Raw genomic sequence first — 22971 nt, 5'->3', positions numbered from 1 at the left:
CAAGTCCTTCCCCTTTATTTCGCTCACTCGTTTTGCACAGCTACGAAGGCCACCCAGAGGATGTTACGACCCCTTCTCGTGTCCGCATGCAACACCACACCGGACAGACTTTTTGGTCTTTTGGCACCGCTCAAGTCAGCGTGCGGCCACAGCCGTGATCTCGATCGCGAGTCCAGGGTGCGCAAGCCGTGCCTCGACCGTGGCACGCGCAGGGGCTTGGCCCGGCAGTACCCAACTGTCCCAAACCTCGTTCATCTGGTCGATTGTCGAAATGTCTGAGAGATAGATCTGGACGGACGCAAGGTTGGCTTTCGTCACGCCCGCCTGCGCCAGCGTGTCATCCAAAAGCGCGAGCACTTCCCTGGTCTGCTCGCGCACGTCCGCACCCACGGTTTGCTCGGCAACGTGGCCAGCCAGGAAGATCAGGTTTCCAACAATAACCGCATCGCTCCAACGGTCCGCCGCACCGATCCGTTCAATCATTTCGGTGTCCTTCAAGGTTAGGTTGATCGACTAATCAGGCCATGAACTAAGTTCACGCGTCGCCGTGCTTGGACACGTGGGATAGCTCAGGCGGCGGGGATCGCAACCTCAAGCATGAGCGTAAGCCTCGGATAGCTCTCTCAATGACCCAACGACAACGCCCAACTGGGCACCGGCGCCAACGCTTCGGGAAAATGGATCAAGGCGAACTTGTTCATATCGTTCGGAAGTAGCCCAGAAACTTCCGATCTGCGGATCGGGCAAGTGCTTGGGCATGAGCACAAGAGCGCCGATTTATTCTGACTTGTGCACACATCAAGTTAAGCGCCCACAAGTATCAACGGATGGAGCGGGCCCTAGAGCTGACGGTCCGCAACTCTAACTAATCAACAAGGAGCGACATGAGAGGCGAGGACAGGTTTCCGCAAAGATTGCTTTCTATGTTAAATCATACTCATCGACGTCTTAAGCAAGCGCATGCAGAAGGAAGTGGTAGAACCTTTCATTGTCTGCTCGGGAAATGTTCACTCGCATTCCCCTTGAATGAGGACTGTGTCGGTCGAGGCAAAATACGCTACCAGATGCGATAAGGATGCCCTGCTGTGCCGCCTGCTTAGCAAGTTCGATGTCATCTACTCTGTCCGGCAGCCGCAAGTAGATATAGTACCCGTCGCTGCGGTCGGAGAAGATCGTCATTCCCACTTTAGCCAAGTCCGTACGTACTCGCTGAGCGGCATGCTGGATTCGGCGTCCGAGCCGCTTTAGATGACGGTCGTAGTGCCCGTCGCTGATCAGCCGATGAATTATTCGCTCGACATGCCCCGAACTGTTTACGGTCGTGAGCATCTTTAGTTCTGCGAGGGCCGATATCCTGTCTGCTCGCGCCGCGATGAAGCCGGAGCGCAGGCTAGCTGAGAGCGTCTTGGAAAACGTACCCACGGAAATAACGTTTTCCAGCTGACCGAGACGAGCGAGTCGATTGTCCTGCGTTACGATCGGAAGATCCGCGAATGGGTCATCTTCGACAATTAAGATGCCATGTCGCGTTGCCGCGTTGAGAACGGCATGAGCCACTGAGAGCGTTATCGAGCCGCCGGTTGGGTTGTGGCCAATGGACTGCGTAAAAAACAAGCCACCACGCGCCGTTGCGGTTTTGGCAATAAAGTCTTCAACGTCGGGCCCATCCGGCGTGCGCGCGATGCCCATGACGTTAGCGCGGGCAAGCTTAAGCTTGGCAAACAGCGGATAGTAGCCTGGTTCATCCACAAACACCGTATCGCCAGGCAAAACCATGGCTCTGATAATCAGGTCCAAGGCATGATTGGCGCCGAACGTCAGGAGAAGGTTATTCTCGCTTGCTTCGATCTGCTGGTTGGCCAAGCGACGCGCCAACTGTTGGCGCATGGGTAGAAAGCCCATAGCCGAACCATAGGCGTCAGAATCCAAAGGCAGGGCTCGCCCGTAAGCGCCCAGATAGCGACGGATTTCTGACTCCTCCGTCCAAGACGGGGGAGGGCGTCCGTCCCCTACGCGAACTTCAAAATCCTGTTCAAGTTGAGCGGAAAGAAGCGAGGCGATGTCCACGGCTTCAGTAACATGATGCGGGCGAGAGCCTGCCGCTGCAGCTCCCCTACTAGTGACAGCAAAGCCGGAGCCAGCGCGTGCGATCACATCACCGGATAGAACAAGCAGCTCATAGGCGTCCACGACTGTGTTCTTAGATACACCGAAGTGGACAGCAGCCTGGCGTATTGAAAGGAGGCGAGCTCCGGGCAGGAGGGTTCCAGCGGAGATGTCATCGCGGAGTCTGCGAGCGATCGTTTCAGCGAGCGTAAATCCGCTACGCCCTTGCTTTGAAACTGTCACCTCTTCACTCCCACGGTACAGTTCAAGGCAATTGTGCCAAACTGTACCTTTCCATGACGCTATCAAAAGGCTCTGATCCGACGCAAGGGGAGACTGCATCTGGGAGGAGCGGCCTTGGCAGTGTTACAAGAAAGCGCGACGCGTCCCGCTTTGAATTCACGTTTGGAGAACCTGCGTAACTTGTCGCCGGCCGAGCGGCTTGATCGGGTTGCGGTCGCCGTTAATCTGAGTGAAGCCGAGCGCGGCGTCCTGGGTGGAGGCGGTCTTCCGCTTACCCTTGCCAACGGCATGATCGAGAACGTGGTCGGTACCTTCGAATTGCCGATCGGTGTTGCTACCAACTTCACCATCAATGGCCGCGACTACTTGATTCCGATGGCGGTGGAAGAGCCATCGGTTGTGGCCGCCGCATCCTTCATGGCGCGCATTGCGCGCGACTGTGGTGGATTCGTAACTTCGAGCACCGGGCCGATCATGCGGGCTCAGGTACAGGTCCTCGAAGTCCGCGATCCGCACGCCGCACGTGCCCGCGTGCTTCGCGACCGCGATGCAATTATCGCCGCAGCCAACGAACGGGACAGGGTTCTGATCTCGCTCGGTGGCGGCTGCCAAGATATCGAGGTGCACATCTTTGAGGATACGCCGGTTGGCTCAATGCTCGCCGTGCATCTCCTGGTCGATGTCCGTGATGCCATGGGCGCCAACACTGTGAACACCATGGCTGAAACCGTCGCCCCGCTGATCGAGACGATCACGGGTGGGGTGGTGCGGTTGCGCATCCTGTCTAACTATGCCGATCTACGGCTTGCCCGTGCAGCTGTCTCAGTGACGCCGCAGGCCCTGCAAACGCAGGACTATTCAGGCGAGCGGATCGCGCAGGGCATCGTTGAGGCTTGTGCCTTCGCAATCGTCGATCCCTACCGTGCCGCGACCCATAATAAGGGCATCATGAACGGGATTGACCCGATCGTCGTCGCGACCGGCAACGACTGGCGGGCCATCGAGGCTGGCGCCCATGTTTGGGCGGCCCGGGCAGGCCGCTACACTTCGCTTAGTCGCTGGGAGATCGACGCCCGTGGCAATCTGATGGGAACGCTAGAAATGCCAATGGCGCTGGGCCTCGTGGGAGGCGCGACCAAGACCCATCCTGCAGCACGCGCGGCGTTGAAGCTTCTGGGCGTGCAAAGCGCGCAGGAACTTGCGGAGGTAACAGTCGCTGTGGGCCTTGCTCAGAACATGGCGGCGCTTCGCGCTCTTGCTACCGAAGGCATTCAGAAAGGACATATGGCGCTTCATGCTCGCAATATCGCGATCGTGGCCGGAGCTTCGGGGGACGAGGTCGAGCGGGTAGCCGCCGAACTAGCGCGTACCCACGATGTGCGGGTCGACCGCGCCAAGGAACTACTTCAAGTTATCCGTAGCGCGGACAGATCATGAGTGCCGCGGAGCAGCAAACTGGCGCTAGGGGCCCCACTATTCGGGAACGGCTCTTGCAGAGCCAGGAAGGCATTGTCTTCTTATTAGCTGTAGTCGCCTTCCTGGCGTTCTCCATCTTGCTCCCAAGTTTTCTCAGCAGCGGCAACCTCCTCGTCCTTGTGCGCAGCGTATCCATTCTCGGCATTCTAGCGCTCGGCATGGCCCTCGTGGTGATCGCCCGCGGTATCGACGTCTCGATGATCGCAGTGATGGTGGTGTCCGTGTCATGGGCATTTGTCATCACGCGCGCTGGCTATCCGTTCGAACTAGCGCTGCTGATCGGTGCTAGCTTTGCAATGCTGGCAGGAATTATGATCGGCACACTAATCGCGTTCGGCGAAGTGCCGCCCATCTTTGCCACGCTGGCGGCAGGCTCTGTCATCTATGGAACCGGCCGAACCTTTTTCTTCACGCTCGAGATGCAGAACGTTCCACCGGACACAGAATGGTTCCGGCTGATTGGACAAGGCAACGTCTTTGGGATCCCCGTCACCGTTGTTGCCTTCGCTCTGCTTTGCGTAGTCGTCCAACTGGTGCTGCGACGAACCCGCTTCGGCTGGATGACCTATGCGATGGGAAACAACCCGAACACAGCGCGCGTGAGCGGCCTGCCGACCCGCCCGATGATCGTGGCGCAATATGCGTCAACTGCCCTGATTGCCTATGTTGCCGGGCTGATTTTAGCGTCCTCGGCGGCAGCTATTAATGCGCGGTTGTTCAACTCCACCATGATCTACGACATCCTGCTCGTAGTAGTTCTGGGAGGCATCGGCCTGAACGGCGGGCACGGCAGCGTGCGCAACGTCATTCTGGGCACCGTATTTGTTGGCATCCTGCTCAACGGCATGACCATCATGAACATCGACTACACGATCCAGAACCTAGTGAAGGGCGTCGTCCTGCTCTTGGCGATCGTTGTCGATTCTCTTGTGAACCCTCGCGACGAGCAGACGTCGCAGCAGGGAGATCTTTGACCAACGGCTTCATCAACTCTGGGAGGATGGAATGATGAGCGGACTATTCACGAAAGCACTTCTCGCGGCAGTGGCCCTAGCGGCCAGTCTGTCCGTGGCCGGCGCACAGGACAAGGGTCTTGAGAACCCACGCAGTACGGCGTTTCATACTTCGTTGAAGGACAAGAAAGTGGTGTTCGTACCCTTGTCCATGGGCTTCGACCTCACCGAAGGATGGGCGGCGCAGATGCGCAAGCAGGCGGACCGGTTGGGCTACAGCTTCGACATCCGCGACCCAGCTTGGAGCACGGATGCAGGTACCAAAGCAATTCAGTCCCTGATCACCGAAAAGCCAGACCTAATGGTGATCCACAATCCGGACATCCAGTCCTATGCACGTCTCCTGAAGCAGGCGCAGGCAGCTGGCATTAAAATTGTTCAGATCAACTTAGAGTCGAACACCACCACCGATTCCTATGTTGGTGCCGACTGGACCGAGATCGGCCGCAAGGCTGCCGAGGCCATTGTTGAGAAGTGCGATGCAGGCAAAGGCGTCTCTACAAAGGTCGCGATTGACACCGGCGTGCCAACCGCCGCTTCTGACGTCTTCCAGCTGGATGGCATCTACAAAGTCTTAAACGAGCACCCGGACATTCAAGTCGTTTCGCAGCAGGCAACGGAGTACAACCCTGAGAAGGCCCGTTCAATCATGTCAACCGTGCTGCAGCAGCATGGCGATCTGTGCGGCGCCATCGGCATCTGGGACAATCAAGACACTGGTACTGCCTCCGCAATCAAGGAGGCTGGCAAGAGCGACCAAGTGTTCCTCGTAACCTCAGGCGGCGGCAATCAGGTAGGATGCGAAAACGTCAAGAACGGTTTGTTCAACCTCTACATCAGCTACAATGTGCCGCTGCAGGGTGATCTTCTGAACCAGGAGATCGTGCGGCTACTGCTTTCCGATGGAACAGCAGGTGAGGTGCAGACAATGTACTTCAACCCGCTGACTATGATCACGAAAAACAACGTTAATCAGCGTAACTGTTGGACGCTGGACGAGCTGAAGTAAGGCTGCGCTCGCCATGGCCAATAGCGATAAGCTAATCCAGTTTCGACACAGGTATTTCTCCGGCCGTCTGGTCGGAGAAGTCCTGTCTAAGAGCTGGATCGACAGTGCGATCCCTTTTGCCGCGCTCATCGTGGTGCTCGTCACCATGGCGGTCCTGGTGCCCGGCATGGTCAACATAGCCTACATGGCGGACCTGTCGCGGCAGCTGGCGGAGTTCGGCTTGGTCGCACTCGCACTAACGATCGTAATCATGTCTGGCGGTATCGACCTGTCAGTGGGATCAACGTTTGCCCTGTGCGTCTTGGCCTCGCTTGTTGGTATGAATGTACTCGGCCTGCCGGTCGCAGTTTCGCTCGCTTTAGCACTTGGCGCAGGACTGCTTTGCGGCCTCCTGAACGGCGTCCTGATCGGTTATCTTCGCCTGCGCGCCTTTATCACCACACTCGTCACGCTGGTGATCTATCGCGCCCTCTACGATATTATCTTTCCACGGCTGGCTAGCGCGATTGTTGGGAACACGCCGGATTCACCGGCTTGGGACTATCTTGGCTTCGGCGCCTTCTACGGCCTTCCTGTATCCTTCATCGCTTTCGTCGTGATTGCCGTTGCAATCCACATCACCTTGTCACGATTGCGCCCGGGCTGGCGCCTACGCGCGGTCGGCGGTGCGCGTAAGTCGGCCTACAACGCGGGCATAGACGTGAAGCGAACTGTGTGCCTTGCCTACGTCACGTCTGGCCTTCTTACCGGGACCGCAGCCTTCCTGTTTTCCGCACGCTTGGGCAGCACGGGGGCGGATACCGGGATAGGGATGGAGATTGCAGTTCTGACCGCAGTTGTACTCGGGGGCGTGTCGCTTGGCGGCGGTCGAGGCTCCGTTGGCAATGCGATCGTCGGCGCAGTCTTGGTGCTCATTCTGACCAATGGCCTGATCCGCATGTCCACACCCGGCTCCGTGAACCAGTTGGTGCTCGGACTGATCCTGATCCTGGCCGTGCTGTTTGACGCCAAATGGGTGAAGAACCGGGCCAAGATCCTGAGCAAAGTCTATGTCTCGCCAACCTACCTAGCACTGCCGTCTCGGGCCGAACGTCATCAGGCGCAGTTTGCGCCCAACGACCGGCTTGGCGAAAGCGAACTGATCGGTCTGGGAGCCGTGGAAGGGCCAGAGGATGTCGTTTTGGATGCCGCCGATCATCTCTATACCGGCACTCGGCACGGCACGATCGTCCGGTTCTTCGCGCCAGACTACACGCGAAGCGAGGTTTTCGCCCGTATCGGCGGCCATCCGCTAGGTCTTGCCTTTGCCCGCAATGGTGATCTCCTAGCTTGCGTTGGCGGCATGGGAGTCTACCGCGTGGACCCACAGGGGACCGTCAGCCGCGTTACCGATGAGACCAACCGCAGCTGGCTTTCCGTGATCGACGATTCGCGGCTCCGTTTGCCAGACGATCTCGACATTGCCCGAGACGGTCGGATCTTCTTCAGTGAAGCCACCATACGCTACGAGCTTTCGGACTGGGTGACCGATGCTCTGGAAGGGCGCGGCAACGGGCGCCTGATCTGCCATGACCCGCGTACCGGGCAAACGCGCACGGTGCTGCGAGGCCTGATCTTTCCCAATGGGGTCACGATGTGTCGCGACGGACAGTCGCTGTTGTTCGCCGAGACTTGGGCCTGCCGCATCTCGCGCTACTGGTTCGATGGGCCGAACAAGGGACAAAGGGAAATCTTTATCGACAACCTGCAGGGCTACCCCGACAATATCAATCGCGGCTCCAATGGGACCTACTGGGTCGCGCTGCTTGGCCTCCGCACAGCAACTTTCGACCTTGCAATGCGCAAGCCGGCCTTCCGTAGGCGGATGGCTAAACGCATTGCGTCTGATGAATGGCTGTTTCCCAACGTCAACCGAGGCTGCGTCGTTCGCCTCTCCGAAACCGGTGAGGTTCTTGATGTCCTTTGGGATCTTGCCGGCAGGAACCACCCTTCCGTCACCTCCACTTGCGAGCATAAAGGCTATCTGTACCTCGGTGGCGTTTCAAACAATCGCATCGGCCGCGTGAAGCTGTGTGATGCCGACTCTGCCTGGACTTCCAGTCAAGAGTACTGGGGTCAGGTCTGATGTCGATTTGGAACGCGTTGGCTTCCTTATTCAGCCGCTCCGATGACGATTCCCTGAGCATCCCGCCGCTCGATGGCCCGCTCAAGCCGAACAACCGTTTGGACGAAGCCGAACGGATAGTCGACTTGCCCAGTGCGGATAACCTCGTTGCAGTCGAGAATGGTTTCCTCTGCAGTGGCGGCGACACGCTCTACCGGATCGACCCAAACGGGGGCTGTGTGATCCCCATTCGGCGCTTCGAACACCCGATCACGGCCTTGGCCGCCTCGCCTGCCGGCATCATTGCCGTCGGTATAGAAAGAGAAGGCGTTCTGGTCGACGCCGGTGGTGCTTGGACGCCTCACGACCTTGGTAACGCGAATGGCTGCATCACCTCCCTCGGGTTCCGCGGCGAGACCGAACTTCTCGTCACAATCGGTTCGCATCGCCATCCTTGGTCGGATTGGAAGCGTGACCTGATGAGCCACGGCAAAACGGGCGCGGTGCTGAGCCTCGACCTAGCCGCATCGACCGCGCCGCGTGTTTTGAGCAACGGGCTCGCCTTCCCCTATGGCTTGGCGCTTTCTCCCAACGGGGAAATCCTGGTTGCAGAGAGCTGGAAGCACCGGCTGGTTGCCATTGCAGCCGCGTCCGGCGCAAGACTGGAGGCTAGGTTGGAGGAACTGCCGGCTTATCCCGCCCGCTTAGCTCCCGCCGCCAGTGGGGGATACTGGCTAGCCTGCTTTGCGCCGCGCCGACAACTGACGGAGATGATCTTGCGCGAAGACGATTATCGCGCAGAGATGATGGCAACAATCCCACCTTCAAGCTGGATCGGGCCGGACTTCGCTGATCACCTTAACGACGATCAGCCTCTCCAATCTGGCTCTGTGCGCCAGATGGGCATTTTGAAGCCGTGGGCACCGTCGCGCAGCTATGGGTTAGTACTGCGGCTGAATGCTGCGCTCCATGCGGTGGCGAGTTACCATTCCAGAGCAGACGGCGCCATTCACGGCGTCACCTCAATCGCGGAACGCGGTAGCTTCGTCTATGCGGCTGCGCGCGGCACCGGTGCCGTACTCCGCTTCCCGGTGGAGAACAGGTCTTGAGCGATGTCATCGTGGAGTTCCGGAACGCCACTAAGCTATTCCGCGACGTTCCTGCGTTTCGCGACGTGAACTTCACCCTTATGCGCGGGGAGGTCCACGCGCTGCTCGGCGAGAATGGCGCAGGCAAGTCGACGCTGACCAAGGTTCTAGCCGGCCTGTATCCTCTGAGTTCGGGTGACATGATTGTGGAAGGTAAGCTGCGTAGCTTCGCCTCACCGGCTGATGCGCTAGCCCATGGCGTGGCGATGGTTTTCCAGGAAACCAACCTCGTTCCGTCGATGACGGTGGCGCAAAACCTGTTCCTCAGTCAAGAGAACTTCTTCAACCGACTTCGGGGCATCAACATCAAAGCGCAGCAGCAATTGCAGCGCCTGAGCTTCCATGTCGACCCGACCGCTCTTGTGTCCTCGCTTGGGGCCGCCAAGAAGCAGATGGTGGAGATCGCCCGCGCTGTGCAGCACAATGCGCGGATCTTCATCTTCGACGAGCCCACGGCGACGCTGACGCCGGAGGAAAAACAGCATTTCTTTGCTTTGATGGAACGTCTCAAGGCTGAGGGACATTCTGTGATCTTCATCAGCCATGCGTTGGAAGAAGCCTTGGAGGTTGCTGACCGGATCAGCATCTTGCGAGATGGTGCTTTAGTGGCAACCGACCAAAGCTCGAACTTTACGCGCGACCGCATCGTCCAAGCTATGGTCGGCCGGCAGTTGAAGGAGGAGCTTTACGGCCAAACCGCGCTACGCAAGGGCCGCCCGCCCGGAACCAAGGTGCTGGCACTGGAAAACGTGTCCATGGGACGGGCAGTGCGAAGCGCCACACTGTCGGTATTTTCCGGCCAGGTCACTGGCATGTTTGGCTTGGTGGGGGCTGGGCGTACAGAGATGATGAAGATCGCAGCCGGTGTCCTGAAACGCGACTTCTTTCATGGCGGACGTGTGAAGCTCAATGGCAGGAACGTGCGTTTCAGCGTACCGCGCAAAGCCGTCAATCATGGCATTGCCTACATCACGGAGGACCGCAAGCTCGACGGCATCTTCGACACAATGGGCATTGCAGAGAACATCTTTTTCGGCCGGATCGCCAAGGGTAGCAATCCAGCTTCCGTGATCTCTATGTCGCAAGTACGCCGCGAAGCGGCAGGCTGGATCGAGCGCCTGAACATACGCACGATCCGCTCCAGTGCGAAGGTAGTCGAGCTTTCCGGCGGTAACCAGCAGAAGGTTGTCATAGCCAAGAGTCTGATTCAGGCTCCGCAGCTCGTGATTTTCGACGAACCGACACGTGGCGTGGATGTAGGCGCCATCTCGGAAATCCACGACATCATCCAGAAACTTGCCGAAGCTGGCGCGGCAGTGGTGGTGATCTCGTCCTACCTACCGGAAATCCTGGCGATCTCGGATCGAGTCTTGGTGGCGCGACAGGGCCGGATCGTAGAGGAGATGGCGATCGAGGAGGCCACGGAAGAAAAGATCATGTACGCGGCGGTGCATTAGTGGCGGGTCGCGTTGATATCGTGGAAGTTGGTCCGCGTGACGGGCTACAAAACGAGAAGGGTGCGATTGATACCCCAAGCAAGCTCCGGCTCATCGAACAGCTGACGCAGGCCGGGCTGCGCCGTATTGAGGCAACAGCTTTCGTTTCGCCGAAGTGGGTACCACAGATGGCCGACCATGATGCCGTGATGCGCGGAATCCCTAAGCGGCCAGACGTCTTTTATTCCGCACTCGTCCCGAACGAGAAAGGGGCGCAAGCTGCGATCCAAGCCGGCGCACAGGCGCTAGCGGTCTTTGCTAGCGCGTCAGAAACCTTCGCCCGGAGAAACACCAATTGCACCATCGCAGAAAGCATCCAGCGCTTCGTACCTGTTCTTGCGCTCGCAGACGCAGCGGGCCTTCCGGTTCGCGGCTATGTCTCCTGCGCCACTGATTGTCCCTACGAGGGTGAGATTGCGCCGGATGCCGTTTTGACCATCGCGCGGCTGTTGAGACAGATCGGCTGCAACGAGATCGCAGTCGCTGACACACTTGGCCGCGGTACGCCTGCGCGAGTCCGGGCTATGTTGCAAACTGTGCTTTCCGACGTACCGGCGCACAGTATCGCCTGCCACTTTCATGATACCGGCGGTGTGGCGCTAGAGAACGTTGATGTTGCTCTGGATCTTGGTGTTCGCATCTTCGACAGCGCCGCCGGAGGGCTCGGCGGATGCCCTTATGCTCCCGGGGCCGCTGGGAATCTTCGGACGGGCCTCTTGGTTCAGCACCTGACCGGTCGAGGCTTTGACCTAGGGTTGGATCTCGACCGGCTTGCTGTGGCGGAAGACTTCGCCCGACAGCTGCAAACGTCTGCCAACGCAATTTACCGCTGAAAAAATCGCCCCACAATTACGTCTTCGATAGCCCATTACAGTTGGTCATCTCCAGTAGACGCCCAACGCTGCTCGCCAATGCCGCGTGTTTCCGATTTCAGATTCCAGCCTCATATTCATCAGTAGCGGGTCTTATGTCGTTCTTGAGCCAGCTGCAGTTTGGAATGTTGATGATGGTGCACGCTCGCTGAAACGGAGTCGCTAGGGCGCGGAGCTTTATCACCATGACCGGCCAGCCAACTTTCGGCATACTGTCTGACAGGACAGAACCAAAGGCGACGGATCAAGAATCTAAGCCCGCGCGCCGTTTTGATGGTTGAAGGTCACTGGACTCGGTTGAGCAATCAGCAAACCACCGTTTGCAGTTTGCTCAAAGGATGCAATTCAGCAACGAAACTTCCTCCTTCGTTAGATACGCTACCACCCGCTAAGCCTTTTTCACCACATGTTGGTCGTGGGATGCCCGTGCTAGGGGGCGCGAGGTCTTTAGAATGGCGAACGAAAGTATCTACCTTTCGCTTAAGTCGGTGATGCGATCTCGGACGCTGTCTTTAAGCTCGCACCACTTTGCCTCGGTTCAAGCGTCCATCGGGATCGAGCGCAAGCTTGATACGGGTCATGAGTTCGCGTTCGACCGTGGGGCGGAAGCGATCGGCAAGGTCCACCTTGGCTTGACCTAGCCCATGCTCTGCCGCGATCGAGCCTTGGTGTCGAGTGGTTGCCTCATAGACGGCCTCGGTGAGACCCTTTTCCAGTCCTTCGAAGCCTGAGCATCCCTGAGGCGGCGAAAGGTTGAAGTGCACGTTGCCATCAAGCAGATGACCGAAGGGATTGACGCATACGCCAGGCAGAACAGCGTTCACGGCAGTGATCGCTTCCGCGACGAACGCGGGCAGAGATGATACGGGCACCGACACGTCGTGCTTCAGCTGCGGGCCTTCGAGTCTTTGTCCCTCGGGCATTTCTTCGCGCAGACGCCAAAAGGCCGTGCGTTGCGTGCCGTTCGAAGCGATCAGCGCGTCCCCTACGCTCCCCGCCTCCAGCGCATGGCCGAGGCACGTTTCGAGCACGGCATCCACCGGTGCTGCTTCGACGCTCGTGGCGAGCTCGGCTAGGAGATAGAAGGGATAGGGGGTCTCGAACGGACGCCGTAACTCGGGAATGTGCTTGAGCGCCAGAGCGAGCCCCGCTTCCGGAAAGAATTCAAGGGCCGCCAGCGTTTCGCCTGCATCCCCTCGCACCCGCTGGCCGACTTCCAAGGCATCTTCCAAGCTTTCCAAGGCTAGCAGTGCGGTGGCGCGGGCCCTTTCCGCAGGCCGAAGTCGCAGCACCGCCTTCGTGACGATGCCGAGCGTTCCTTCCGCGCCGCAGAAGAGGCGGCGCAGGGAATAGCCTGCGTTGTCCTTGACGAGGGAGCGCAGGCCGTTCCAAACCCTGCCGTCAGACAGAACGACCTCGAGGCCGAGCACCAGGTCGCCCATCATTCCAAAGCGGAAGGCATGGCTGCCGCCTGCATTGGTTGCGACGAGACCGCCGATCTGAGCCGAGCCTTCGGAACCTAGGTGAAGCGGGAACCCCAACCCTTGATCGGCCAGCACCTCATGCAAGGTTCCGAGCGCCACACCTGCTTCGACCGTGGCAGTAAGGCCGAGCGTATCGATGGATAGGATGCGATTCATTCGGCCGAGCGAGAGCACAATGCCCTGTTGGCCATCTCCCAATACTGAGCCGCCGTTCAAGCCGGTATTGCCTCCTTGCGGCACGACCACCAGCCCGTGCGTTTGCGCGATTCCGACTGTTGCTGCGACATCTTCGGTGCTTGCGGGCCGGGCCACTCCGAGCGGAGGAGCGCCATAGTTGTTCAGCCAGTCCCGAGTAAAGGGAGCCGTGTCCCTATTATCCGTCAGGAAGCCAGCCCCACCAAGCCGATCCATAAATTCTGCAGCGGCGGACGAGCCACGTTCTAGCATATGGAATCCTCTTGACATAAGCATTCGTAAATCGCTTTACTAAAGCGCTTTCGTAAGTCAGCATAGTGTGGAGCTGGAGACAACCGCTTGGCTACGTTGAATGAGGTCGCGCAAGAAGCGGGGGTTTCGCCGACCACTGTCTCGCGTTATCTGAATCACCGCATCGAGCTTCCGAAGCCGACGGCTGCGCGGATCGATGAGGCCATTCTCCGCCTTCGTTACCGACCAAATCCGCTTGCCAGACGGCTCAGCACCGGGCGCACCGAGACGATCGCTATCGTTGCCCCTGAGATCGCCAACCCGTTCTTTGCAGACCTTGCAGCCGCCATCGAGGACGAAGCTGAGCGGCACGGTTACGCCGTAATGATGTCGAGCACACGCGGGGTGGCGGAGCGTGAATTGTCCGCGTTTCGCCTCCTTGAGGATCAGCATGCGGATGGCTTGATCCTGATGACCAACCGGCCCGACGACGGCATGCTTGCCGCCCGGATGGCGCATCACGCGCGGGTTGTACTGGTGGACGAGGACGTCCCGGGCGTCGATGTTCCACGAGTCTTCGTCGAGAACGAGGCAGGCGGGTATGTCGCCACACGCCATCTTCTTGATCGTGGCCACCGTCAAATTGCCTATCTGGGTGGGCCTGCGGGACTGATGAGCGCCATTGAGCGTGAAGCGGGCTTTCGGCGCGCGATGGGAGAGGTGGAAGACGGAGTGCCCCAAGTCGTGTCGGGTGCCTACTCGCGCGAGTTCGGCGCGAGGGCCGTGGACGCGCTTTTCGACGGTGCCGCGCCTCCCACGGCTATTTTTGCTGGAAGCGACTTTATCGCCATTGGGGCTATGGGCCGGCTTCGTGAACGTGGCATCGCCGTACCCGCTGATATTTCCGTCGTCGGCTTCGATGACATGCCATTCGCTGACATGCTGGCGCCTGCCCTTACCACCGTGCGGCAGCCGGTTAATGCCATGGGGCAGGCGGCATGCCGCTCTCTCTTGGCACTTCTCAATAATCAAGAAACTGCTCCCGTCACGCGCCTCCCGGTCGCGCTGGTGGAAAGGCAGTCAGTCGCTAACGGGTCTAAGAGCCCATTCCAGAGACAAGGAACAAGCACATGACCACATCCCTTTCCCGCCGCCTCGTGCTGAGTTTAGCCGCGGCAGGCTTGGCACTTTCACCCATTGCCGCTTCCGCCCAGGAAGAATTCTCCACTGTTTATGTGATGAGCGACAACTTGGGGGACCACGGCTTCAACGACTCGGCCGCTGAAGGCTTCAACCGTGCAAAGGAAGAAGGCGCAAAGGTCCGTCTGCTTCAGGCCTCGCCGTCAGACCCCCAGCTCTGGCGCCAAAACTTGGAAGCCGTTTCCAACGCTGGTACCTACAACGTGATCTTCACCGGCCCCAACATGCACGACAATCTAGCGGCGGTCGCGCCTCAGCATCCCGAGCAGAAGTACGTTTTCTTCGACGACGAACTCGCTCAGCCCAATGTGCTGTCCGTGAAATACGCCCAGAACGAGGGCTCCTACCTCGCCGGGACGCTCGCTGCCCTTGCAGCCTCAGACAAGGCGAGCTTCCCGCTGTCCTCCGGGGCCAAGAAGGTCGCGGTCGTGGCCGGCATGGACCTGCCGATCATCCAGGACTTCATCATGGGCTTCAAGCAGGGCGCCGAGAGCGCCGTGCCCGGCACCGAAGTGCAGGTGATCTTCATCGGCTCGTTCAATGACGCGCAGAAGGCCTATGACCTGACCCGCACCGCGATCAGCAACGGCGCCGACGTGGTCTACAACGTGGCAGGCCCCGCGGGCCTCGGCATCCTCAAGGCAGCCGCCGACCAGAACAAGTACGCGATCGGCGTCGATTCCAATCAGAACGACCTGCACCCAAAGAACGTGCTCGCTTCTATGCTGAAGCAGATCGGCAACTCGATCTACGACTCGATCAAGCAGGTGAAGTCCGGCACCGCGCCCTTCGGCACGCTGGTGATCTATGGCCTAAAGAACGACGGCGTGGGCCTCGTCTTGAACGATGCCATTGTACCAGCTTCCGCCAAGGCGAAGGTGGACGAAGCCCGCGCGGGCGTCGCTTCCGGCTCCGTCACCGTCGCCAGCGCCTTCGCAGCGAAGTAGGGCGCTTCCCGAGTGGACGGGCCGGGGGGGTCTCCCGGTCCCGCGTGCCCGTCCGCTTCTTTTTTCTTCTCACTTGGACACGCTCCATGGACGGCAGCACCGCCATCCTCACCCTTCAAGGCATAGCCAAGCGCTTCGGCGACAAGGAGGCGCTGAAAAGCGTCGATCTGTCTGTTGCACCCGGCGAAGTGCACGTCGTGTGCGGCGAGAACGGGGCGGGCAAGTCTACGCTGATGAACATCCTCGCAGGCATCCACCAAGCTGATGCGGGCACAATCAGCCTGCGCGGCATGCCTGTCTCAATACCCGACCCGATCGCCGCATCGCGGCTCGGCATCGGTATGGTGCATCAACACTTCAAGCTTGTGCCCTCGATGAGCGTGGCCGAGAACCTTTATCTCGGGCGTAACCCGCGCAAGTATCTTGTCTTCTCTAACCGAGCCGAGATGGAACGCCGCGCGGCCGAGCTAATCGCGCGCTACCGCTTCGACCTCGACCCCCGCGCCCCAGTCGGCCGCCTGTCGGTCGGCCAACGGCAGCGCGTGGAGATCCTCAAGGCGCTCGCTTTCGACGCCGAGATCCTGATCCTCGACGAGCCGACCGCCGTTCTCACCCCGCCCGAGGTCGGCGAGCTACTCGACGTGATCGCGAATTTGCGAGAGCGCGGCCGCACCGTGCTCTTCATCACCCACAAGCTGCGCGAGGTGAAGGCGGTAGCCGACCACGTGTCCGTGCTCCGCCACGGCGAAAGCGTGGGGACGCATTTGGCAGCGGAAGTGAGCGAGGCCGACATCGCGCGTGCCATGGTGGGCCGCCAAGTGTTCTTGTCGGGCCGCGGGGCGGATGCCGACAAGCCGCGCACCTTCGGCCCCGCCCTTCTCGAACTGGAGAATGTGTCCGTCAGCAATGCCTCAGGCCGCCGCCTGCTCGACGCCGTTTCGCTCGCCGTCCGCGCGGGCGAGGTGGTGGGCATAGCGGGAGTGGACGGAAATGGGCAGACCGAACTGGCTGAGGCCATCGCCGGCCTCCTGCCCATCCAAGCCGGCACCGTTCGATTGAACGGTCGCGCGATCACCGGCACGACCGTTCCCGAGCGGATTAGCGCCGGTTTGGGCTTTGTGCCGGAAGATCGGCTTGACCGGGGGCTAAGCCCGACCATGACCATCGCCGAGAACGTGGCCGCCACCAACTACAGGCGCGCGCACCTCCTGCGCGGCGGCCTAGTTGATCCCGCCCGGCGTGACGCCTTCGCAGAACGAGCCATCCGGGAGTTCGACGTGCGTGGTGCGGCCCCCGACCGTGCCATCGGCCAGCTATCGGGCGGCAACATGCAGAAGCTCGTGGTAGCCCGTGAGATGGCGCGCCGCCCCCGCGTGCTCGTGGTTGCGCAGCCGACGCGCGGGCTAGACATCGGTGCCGCCGAATTCATCCACTCCCGCATCCTGGAGGCAGCCGACGCAGGTGCTGCCGTACTCCTCATCTCATCTGAACTCTCCGAGGTGCTCCTTCTCTCGGACCGTATCGGCGTCATGTATCGCGGCCGGATGCTTGCCGTACTGCCGCGCAAGCAAGCGGAAGAAGAGCGCATCGGCATCCTCATGAATGGCGGCGAGGCGCAAGCTGCATGAAGGCGTTCCGACAGCTTCTGCGCGCCGTCGCAGCCCCCCTTGGGGCCATCGCGCTCACGCTCTTCCTCGGCTTCCTGCTCGTGGCCTCGATCGCCGACGAGCCCGTGCTCGCCTATCGCGAGCTTCTTTTCGCCAACTTCCAGTCGCTCGGCAATTTCGCGCTCTTCATCAACCGCGCGACCCCACTTGCGCTGATCGCGATCGGCATCGTCTTCGCCTTCCGCGCGGGCGTGTTCAACGTGGGCGGTGAAGGCCAGCTCTACCTCGGCGCGATGGCCGCCACCGTGATGGGGCTGGCGCTTCCTGGCCTGCCGGGCTTCGTGCTCCTGCCGCTCTGCGTCTTTGTCGGGATCGCCGCTGGCGGCTTTTGGGGATACATCCCCGCTGTTCTTAAGGTGAAGCTCCAAGTGGACGAGGTGGTCACCACCTTGATGCTCAACTTCGTTGCGCTCTTATTCACATCCTATCTCGTGAATCACCTCTTGCGCGACACTACCACCTATGGCGCAATCAGCTGGACGCTGCCGGAAAGCGTCTGGCTGCCCTCGATCCCCGGCGTTCCCAACGCCACATCCGCCTTCCTCGTCGCGGTCGTGCTCGCAGTTCTCGCTTGGGTGCTCCTCTTCCGCACCGTCTGGGGCTCGGAAGTCAGGGCCGCCGGCACCAACCTACGCTTTGCGGAAACCGTGGGCGTGCCCGCCGCCCGCCGCGTTATCGAGGCAATGATCGTCTCGGGCGGCATGGCGGGACTAGCCGGCGCGCTCTACGTGCTCGGCACCGGCCACCGCTTCGAGCAAAACTTCTCCCCCGCCTACGGCCTAGTTGCGCTGACGGTTGCGCTGCTCGCTCGCGTCCACCCCATCAGCGCGCTTGTCACTGCGCTCTTCTACGCGCTGATGCTGAATGGTGCCGCCTACATGCAGATCGCGACGGACGTGCCCCGCTCCCTGGTCGCGCTTCTCACCGGCCTCCTCGTCCTCCTCATGACGGCCCGCCTGCGCCGCCAGTCGTCCCGCCACTGAGGGCAAGCGCCATGGACCTCGTCACTCTTCCCGCAGCCGTGCTCGAGCAGACCGTTCCGATCCTGCTCGCAGCCCTTGCCGCCATGATCACCCTGCGCGCCAACATCCTCAATGTCGCTGTCGAGGGCATGATGCTGGTCGCGGCCTTCACCGCGATCGCCGTGGGGGATGTCACCGGCAACGCGCTCTATGCCTTTGCAGCGGCACTCGTTGCCGCATGCCTCGTTTCCCAGATCCTCGCCGTCATCACGTTACGCTTCGGCGCGGACTTCATTGTGGCAGGGCTGGGCATCAACATCCTCGCCTCGGGCAGCATCCTGTTCCTGCTCGAGCGCGTCTACAACAGCCCCGGCGGCCTTCGCCCCATTACCTTCCCCGACATCTGGCATTTACCTGCGGGCGCGCTGTCCTTCGTGCCAGTGCTCGGCCCCATGCTCGAAGGCCAGAGCTTCATCGCGCTTCTCGCCATCCTCGCCATCCCCGCGAGCTTCGTCTTCCTTTACCGCACGCCGACCGGCGCCAACCTCCGCGCTACCGGCGAGGACGAGGCGGCCGCGCGCTCCGCCGGCATCCGCACCGACCGTATGAAGGCACTCGCACTCCTCTTAAGTGGCGTGCTCGCCGGGCTTGCCGGCGCGCAGCTCGCCATGGACCGGCTCCACTTCTTCCTGCCCGAGATGAGTGCGGGCCGCGGCTTCATCGGGCTTGCCGCAACACTTTTCGGCGCAGGCACGCCCTGGATGACGGCCGCGGCCTCGCTGATGTTCGGTTTCTTCGGCGCGGTCGGCGACCGGCTCCAGGCCTTCGCGCTGCCGTCGCAGTTCGTGCTGATGCTGCCTTATCTCGCAGCCGTCGTCGGCCTGACCTTCGCCCGCTGGCGCGCCAGCACCAAGGGGCGTCCTGCCGCCATCACCGAGACCAAAGTATGAACCTACGCATCATCCATGACTGCGACCCCGGCAACGACGACGCGTTGGCCATCCTGGTCGCCTCCGGCCATTCGGGTCTGGAGCTTGCCGCTGTCACCACGGGCGCGGGCCACCTCGAAGCCCACCGCACAGCAAGGAACGCCGCGATCACGCTGAGCTATGCCCGGCCCGTTCCCGTCTCGGCAGGTGCTGTCGGTCCCCTTGTGCGCGAGCGGCTGGTAGCCGGTGTGCTCGACCAGACCTCAGCCCTCGACCCTGAACGCCCCGATCTTCCCGCCGTCCCGCTTGACCCGCGCCATTCGGTGGAGCTGATGGCCGACACGCTCAAAGCCGCCAACAAGACCACGATCGTCTGCACCGGCCCGTTCACCAACCTCGCGATGCTGCTTCGCGCCTATCCTGATCTCGCCTCCCGCATCGAGCGCGTGGTCTCGTTGGGCGGCGCATGGGGCCTGGGCAACAAGACGGCCGCTGCCGAGTGGAACATGCTCTGCGATCCCGAAGCCGCAGCAGTTGTGTTCGGCTCGGGCGTTCCGATCCGACTCGTTCCACTCGACGTAACGCCCGAGCTCGGCATCGACGCCGATCTGGCGGGCGAAGTGGAAAGTATGGGCGGACCTATGGCAGGCTTTGCCGCCGAACTTCTGCACTCCCTCGTGCTCACCTTCCGCCCCGGCCTGCTAGGGCCTACTTTGATGCCGCTCAACGACCCTGTGGCGCCGCTACTCGCGGCCGAGCCGGCGCTTGCCCGCTGGGCGCCTGCGCGCGTCGAGGTGGAGCTTGCCGGCCGCCACACGTACGGGCGCACCGTCGTCGACTTCGCCTGCCGCGCAGGGATGCCCGCAAACTGCGAGGTGGCGATTGGCCTCGACCCACGAGCGCTCCGCCGAGCCTTCCTCGATGCGCTCCGCCGCCTGGCATCCTCTTCTTCCAACAGCGAGACCCCATCATGACTGACCCCCGCCGCGTCCTGATCGCAGGTGAGTCCTGGACCGTTCACTCGATCCACCAGAAGGGCTTCGATAGCTTCACCACCACCGAGTACCAAGAAGGAGTAGGCTTCCTGCGCGATGCGCTGGAGGAAGGCGGCTGGGACGTGCATTACCAGCCCGCGCACGTCGCTGCGCGTGATTTCCCCTTCACGGCTGACGCGCTCAAGGAATACGACAGCGTGATTTTGAGCGACATCGGCGCGAACACGCTGCTGCTCCATCCCGACACCTTCGTTCGCTCCAAGGTCCTGCCCAACCGTCTCCACGCCATCCGCGACTATGTGCGTTCCGGCGGCGGCCTTGTAATGGTGGGCGGCTACATGACCTTCCAGGGCATCGACGGGAAGGGTCAGTATGCGGGCTCTGCCGTGGAAGAGGTGCTTCCCGTCACACTCGAGCGTGGCGACGACCGCGCCGAGCGCCCGCAGGGCGTGACGCCGGAAGTGGTGGCCAAGCACCCGATCGTGGCCGGCATCGACGGCGCCTGGCCGCATCTCTTGGGCTACAACCGCGTTTCCGCCAAGCCCGACGCTACCGTGATCGCCTGTGTGGGCGACGATCCGCTCATCGTGGCCGGCGAGGCCGGAGAGGGCAGGAGTGTGGCTTTCACATCTGACTGTGCTCCCCATTGGGCGCCGTCCGCCTTCGTTGAATGGTCGGGTTACAAGCGCCTATGGCAGGGGATCGTCGGCTGGTCGGCAGGAGACTAACAGTGGCACGCCTGAATACCTTCCGCTGGGGTGACATGGGAGCATCCCGCACCGTCGTCGCCCTCCATGGCATCACCGCCAACGGCGGCGCGATGACGGAGCCTGCTCGCCTTATGGCGGAGCGCGGCTGGTGCTTCATCGCGCCCGACATGCGCGGCCATGGCGAAAGCACACGTGGCAATGGTGACTTTTCCTTCGACGCGCTCCTCGCCGACTTCGCGGAGAGCGTTCCCACCGAGCCCGATCTCCTGATTGGCCACTCCTTCGGTGGCACCCTCGCCCAGCTTGGCGTCGAGCGTGGCATCTTCCGCCCGAAATCCGTGCTGCTCGAAGACCCGGTCTCCTTCTTCGCGGACAAGGAGACACCCAAGGCCATGCTCGACTGGGACGAAGCCAACATGCCCCGCACCGTGGAGGGCTTGTGCGCGCTCAATCCCGGCTGGTCCGAGCTCGATGCCGCGTGGAAGGTAGTCTCCCTCTTTCAGATCGATTTCGATGACGCCCGCGCAGCCTTTTCCGGCAATGCGCCTTGGGATCTCCGTTCTCGCGCCAGAGCACTTGCCGATGCGGTTCGCACCGTCTGGGTTCTGCCCGAAGTAAGCCGCTTCGTGCCAACCGAGGATCAAGCACAGCTGCGTGCCGAGGTCGGAGAGCGCGCGGTTGTCATCATGCCCAACGTCGGACACAGCGTCCATCGTGATGCGACTGAAGCCTTTGTGGAGATCGCGGAAAGCCTAGGGGAAGGGCGCTGGTTCGCATGACCGACAACTTCGTATTCCACTTTGGGGGGCACGCGGCCACGCGCACGGTGCGTCTCGGCGAGCCGTTCACCGTCTTCACAGAGGACTGTTTCGGTGGGCGCCTCTCGACCCGCGAAGGGCGTCCACGTGAAGTCGCGCCCTATCCCCAGGTGAACCCGCTCTCGGGACCCTTTACGGTAGAGGATGTGCGAGCAGGAGACATTCTCTCTATTCGTATCCTGGCTCTAAAGCCTGCTCGCCCTTGGGGTGTCGCGACCATCTCCCCCAATTTTGGCCTGCTCTCGGGCACCCGGGTGAGCCCTAACCTTCAGCCAGTACAAGATGAGCACGTCTGGATCTGGCGGCTTTGCGAAGACGGCAAGACACTCCAGACAGAAGCCACCGACGGGCGCCCGCTTGAGGTGCCCTTCCGACCTTTCCTCGGCACGCTTGGCGTTGCACCTGCCCATGGCGAGGTGCGGCTGAGCGTCGTGCCCGGCGATTTTGGCGGCAATCTCGATCTGCCCGATCTGGCAGTGGGCGCCGCCCTCCATGTTCGCGCGAACCAAGACGGCGCGCACATTTATCTCGGCGATGGCCACTTCGCTCAGGGTGACGGCGAGATCGCAGGAACTGCAGTAGAAGGCGCACTCCATGCGACCATTGTGGTCGAGAAGCTCGCCCTCGATCCTACGTTCGACTGGCCCCGTATCGAGACTAATACCAGAGTCGGCGTGGTGGGCTGCGCCCGGCCGTTAGAGGATGCTGCCCGGATCGCTGTAGCGGGTCTCGTGCAGTGGATGGCGGCTCGCGAGGGTCTTAAGTTGCAGGACGCTCACCAGCTTGTCAGTCAAAGCTGCGCGCTCCAGATTGGCAATCTAGTGAACCCGCTCTTTTCCGTGCTTGCCAGCGTCTCCAAACCACATAGTACGCTTTGAAGTGCCGTTCGCCTCTACCGCAGCTCCGCTGACAGATACGACAGCCATCGCGGCTCGCTGGGCTTCACCTACAAGTTCTGCAGCTTGAGCCAGAGCAACCGGAAGAGCCCGCGTTGGCACAAGCTGACGCGGGGCTTTTGTTTGCTGGGCACCAGCCGCTGATAAACCGGCCGGTCTTGCATGCGAGCTAAGCTCTATGGGCCCGTTGTCTCTTGATCGAGTGGGAAGAGGCTCAGCGTCGCAACATACAAAACGCGGCCTGTCTCATCGGTCACATGGATGGAATAGGCACCCTTGCAAGCCAGGTCAGCGCTACCCTCTAGCGCCGCCGCAGAAAGCGCTTCGACAGCTCTGCGTCGAGCCTCGGCATCTGAGGCACATTCCTCCCCAAGATCATCGATCATGCGACCGCCGTTGAAGAATTTGCTGAAGTAGTATCGAGGCATGATCTTTGGCTAACGGGATCGCCCGTAAAAGGTCTCAGAGAA

Annotated in this window: 20 protein-coding genes; 16 read left to right on the top strand and 4 right to left on the bottom strand. The window is 61.0% G+C overall.

Annotated features, from left to right (window positions below):
- Positions 1-135 precede the first annotated feature (135 nt).
- Positions 136-483: a RidA family protein gene (locus NGM99_RS20685; protein ID WP_252822510.1), complete on the bottom strand. Its 348-nt coding sequence runs from the start codon at positions 481-483 to the stop codon at positions 136-138.
- Between the two features lie 465 nt (positions 484-948).
- The gene (locus tag NGM99_RS20680) at positions 949-2349 is read right to left on the bottom strand and encodes an aminotransferase-like domain-containing protein (protein WP_252822508.1); all 1401 of its coding nucleotides are present in this window, start codon (positions 2347-2349) and stop codon (positions 949-951) included.
- Positions 2350-2463: 114 nt separating this feature from the next.
- Here NGM99_RS20680 and NGM99_RS20675 point away from each other — a divergent pair, with 114 nt between their 5' ends.
- From NGM99_RS20675 to NGM99_RS20645, 7 genes are read left to right on the top strand one after another with little or no spacing between them, the layout of a single operon-like run.
- Complete coding sequence (locus tag NGM99_RS20675; protein ID WP_289852604.1) at positions 2464-3786, top strand: hydroxymethylglutaryl-CoA reductase, degradative; 1323 nt, start codon at positions 2464-2466, stop codon at positions 3784-3786.
- A gap of 53 nt (positions 3787-3839) precedes the next feature.
- On the top strand, positions 3840-4799 hold the full coding sequence (locus NGM99_RS20670; RefSeq protein ID WP_353937445.1) for an ABC transporter permease: 960 nt from the start codon (positions 3840-3842) through the stop codon (positions 4797-4799).
- Between the two features lie 34 nt (positions 4800-4833).
- Positions 4834-5847 carry a sugar ABC transporter substrate-binding protein gene (locus tag NGM99_RS20665; protein ID WP_252822504.1) on the top strand — a complete coding sequence of 338 codons (1014 nt, stop codon included), beginning with the start codon at positions 4834-4836 and terminating at the stop codon, positions 5845-5847.
- 13 nt (positions 5848-5860) lie between these two features.
- On the top strand, positions 5861-7972 hold the full coding sequence (locus NGM99_RS20660; protein WP_252822502.1) for an ABC transporter permease: 2112 nt from the start codon (positions 5861-5863) through the stop codon (positions 7970-7972).
- Positions 7972-9060, top strand: a complete 1089-nt coding sequence (locus tag NGM99_RS20655; protein WP_252822501.1) for an SMP-30/gluconolactonase/LRE family protein — start codon at positions 7972-7974, stop codon at positions 9058-9060. The genes NGM99_RS20660 and NGM99_RS20655 overlap by 1 nt, the downstream gene beginning before the upstream one ends.
- On the top strand, positions 9057-10556 hold the full coding sequence (locus NGM99_RS20650; RefSeq protein ID WP_252822499.1) for a sugar ABC transporter ATP-binding protein: 1500 nt from the start codon (positions 9057-9059) through the stop codon (positions 10554-10556). The genes NGM99_RS20655 and NGM99_RS20650 overlap by 4 nt, the downstream gene beginning before the upstream one ends.
- Positions 10556-11428: a hydroxymethylglutaryl-CoA lyase gene (locus tag NGM99_RS20645; protein WP_252822497.1), complete on the top strand. Its 873-nt coding sequence runs from the start codon at positions 10556-10558 to the stop codon at positions 11426-11428. Before NGM99_RS20650 ends, NGM99_RS20645 begins: the two co-directional genes overlap by 1 nt.
- 551 nt (positions 11429-11979) lie before the next feature.
- Here NGM99_RS20645 and NGM99_RS20640 read toward each other — a convergent pair.
- Entirely contained in the window at positions 11980-13398 is a 1419-nt protein-coding gene (locus NGM99_RS20640; RefSeq protein ID WP_252822494.1) for an FAD-binding oxidoreductase, read from the bottom strand.
- Between the two features lie 96 nt (positions 13399-13494).
- On the opposite strand from NGM99_RS20640, the gene NGM99_RS20635 reads away from it, so the two are divergent.
- The 9 genes from NGM99_RS20635 (at position 13495) to NGM99_RS20595 (ending at position 22483) form a co-directional block, all read left to right on the top strand.
- The gene (locus NGM99_RS20635) at positions 13495-14511 is read left to right on the top strand and encodes a LacI family DNA-binding transcriptional regulator (protein WP_252822492.1); all 1017 of its coding nucleotides are present in this window, start codon (positions 13495-13497) and stop codon (positions 14509-14511) included.
- Entirely contained in the window at positions 14508-15524 is a 1017-nt protein-coding gene (locus NGM99_RS20630; RefSeq protein WP_252822491.1) for a BMP family lipoprotein, read from the top strand. Before NGM99_RS20635 ends, NGM99_RS20630 begins: the two co-directional genes overlap by 4 nt.
- 86 nt (positions 15525-15610) lie before the next feature.
- Positions 15611-17152: an ABC transporter ATP-binding protein gene (locus NGM99_RS20625; protein ID WP_252822489.1), complete on the top strand. Its 1542-nt coding sequence runs from the start codon at positions 15611-15613 to the stop codon at positions 17150-17152.
- Positions 17149-18174, top strand: coding sequence for an ABC transporter permease (locus NGM99_RS20620; protein WP_252822487.1), 1026 nt, complete (start codon positions 17149-17151; stop codon positions 18172-18174). Before NGM99_RS20625 ends, NGM99_RS20620 begins: the two co-directional genes overlap by 4 nt.
- Positions 18175-18185: 11 nt before the next feature.
- Positions 18186-19103, top strand: coding sequence for an ABC transporter permease (locus NGM99_RS20615; RefSeq protein ID WP_252822486.1), 918 nt, complete (start codon positions 18186-18188; stop codon positions 19101-19103).
- Positions 19100-20056, top strand: coding sequence for a nucleoside hydrolase (locus NGM99_RS20610; RefSeq protein WP_252822484.1), 957 nt, complete (start codon positions 19100-19102; stop codon positions 20054-20056). Before NGM99_RS20615 ends, NGM99_RS20610 begins: the two co-directional genes overlap by 4 nt.
- On the top strand, positions 20053-20805 hold the full coding sequence (locus NGM99_RS20605) for a glutamine amidotransferase (RefSeq protein ID WP_252822482.1): 753 nt from the start codon (positions 20053-20055) through the stop codon (positions 20803-20805). Before NGM99_RS20610 ends, NGM99_RS20605 begins: the two co-directional genes overlap by 4 nt.
- Before the next feature lie 2 nt (positions 20806-20807).
- On the top strand, positions 20808-21566 hold the full coding sequence (locus NGM99_RS20600) for an alpha/beta fold hydrolase (protein WP_252822479.1): 759 nt from the start codon (positions 20808-20810) through the stop codon (positions 21564-21566).
- The gene (locus tag NGM99_RS20595; RefSeq protein ID WP_252822478.1) at positions 21563-22483 is read left to right on the top strand and encodes an acetamidase/formamidase family protein; all 921 of its coding nucleotides are present in this window, start codon (positions 21563-21565) and stop codon (positions 22481-22483) included. The genes NGM99_RS20600 and NGM99_RS20595 overlap by 4 nt, the downstream gene beginning before the upstream one ends.
- A 194-nt stretch (positions 22484-22677) precedes the next feature.
- Here NGM99_RS20595 and NGM99_RS21955 read toward each other — a convergent pair whose 3' ends face one another.
- The gene (locus NGM99_RS21955) at positions 22678-22929 is read right to left on the bottom strand and encodes a DUF6894 family protein (protein WP_435371470.1); all 252 of its coding nucleotides are present in this window, start codon (positions 22927-22929) and stop codon (positions 22678-22680) included.
- Positions 22930-22971: the final 42 nt, after the last annotated feature.

This window comes from Mesorhizobium liriopis, from assembly GCF_024053505.1.
Taxonomy (GTDB): domain Bacteria; phylum Pseudomonadota; class Alphaproteobacteria; order Rhizobiales; family Rhizobiaceae; genus Mesorhizobium_B; species Mesorhizobium_B liriopis.
This window is presented reverse-complemented; position numbering and strand designations above follow the sequence as displayed.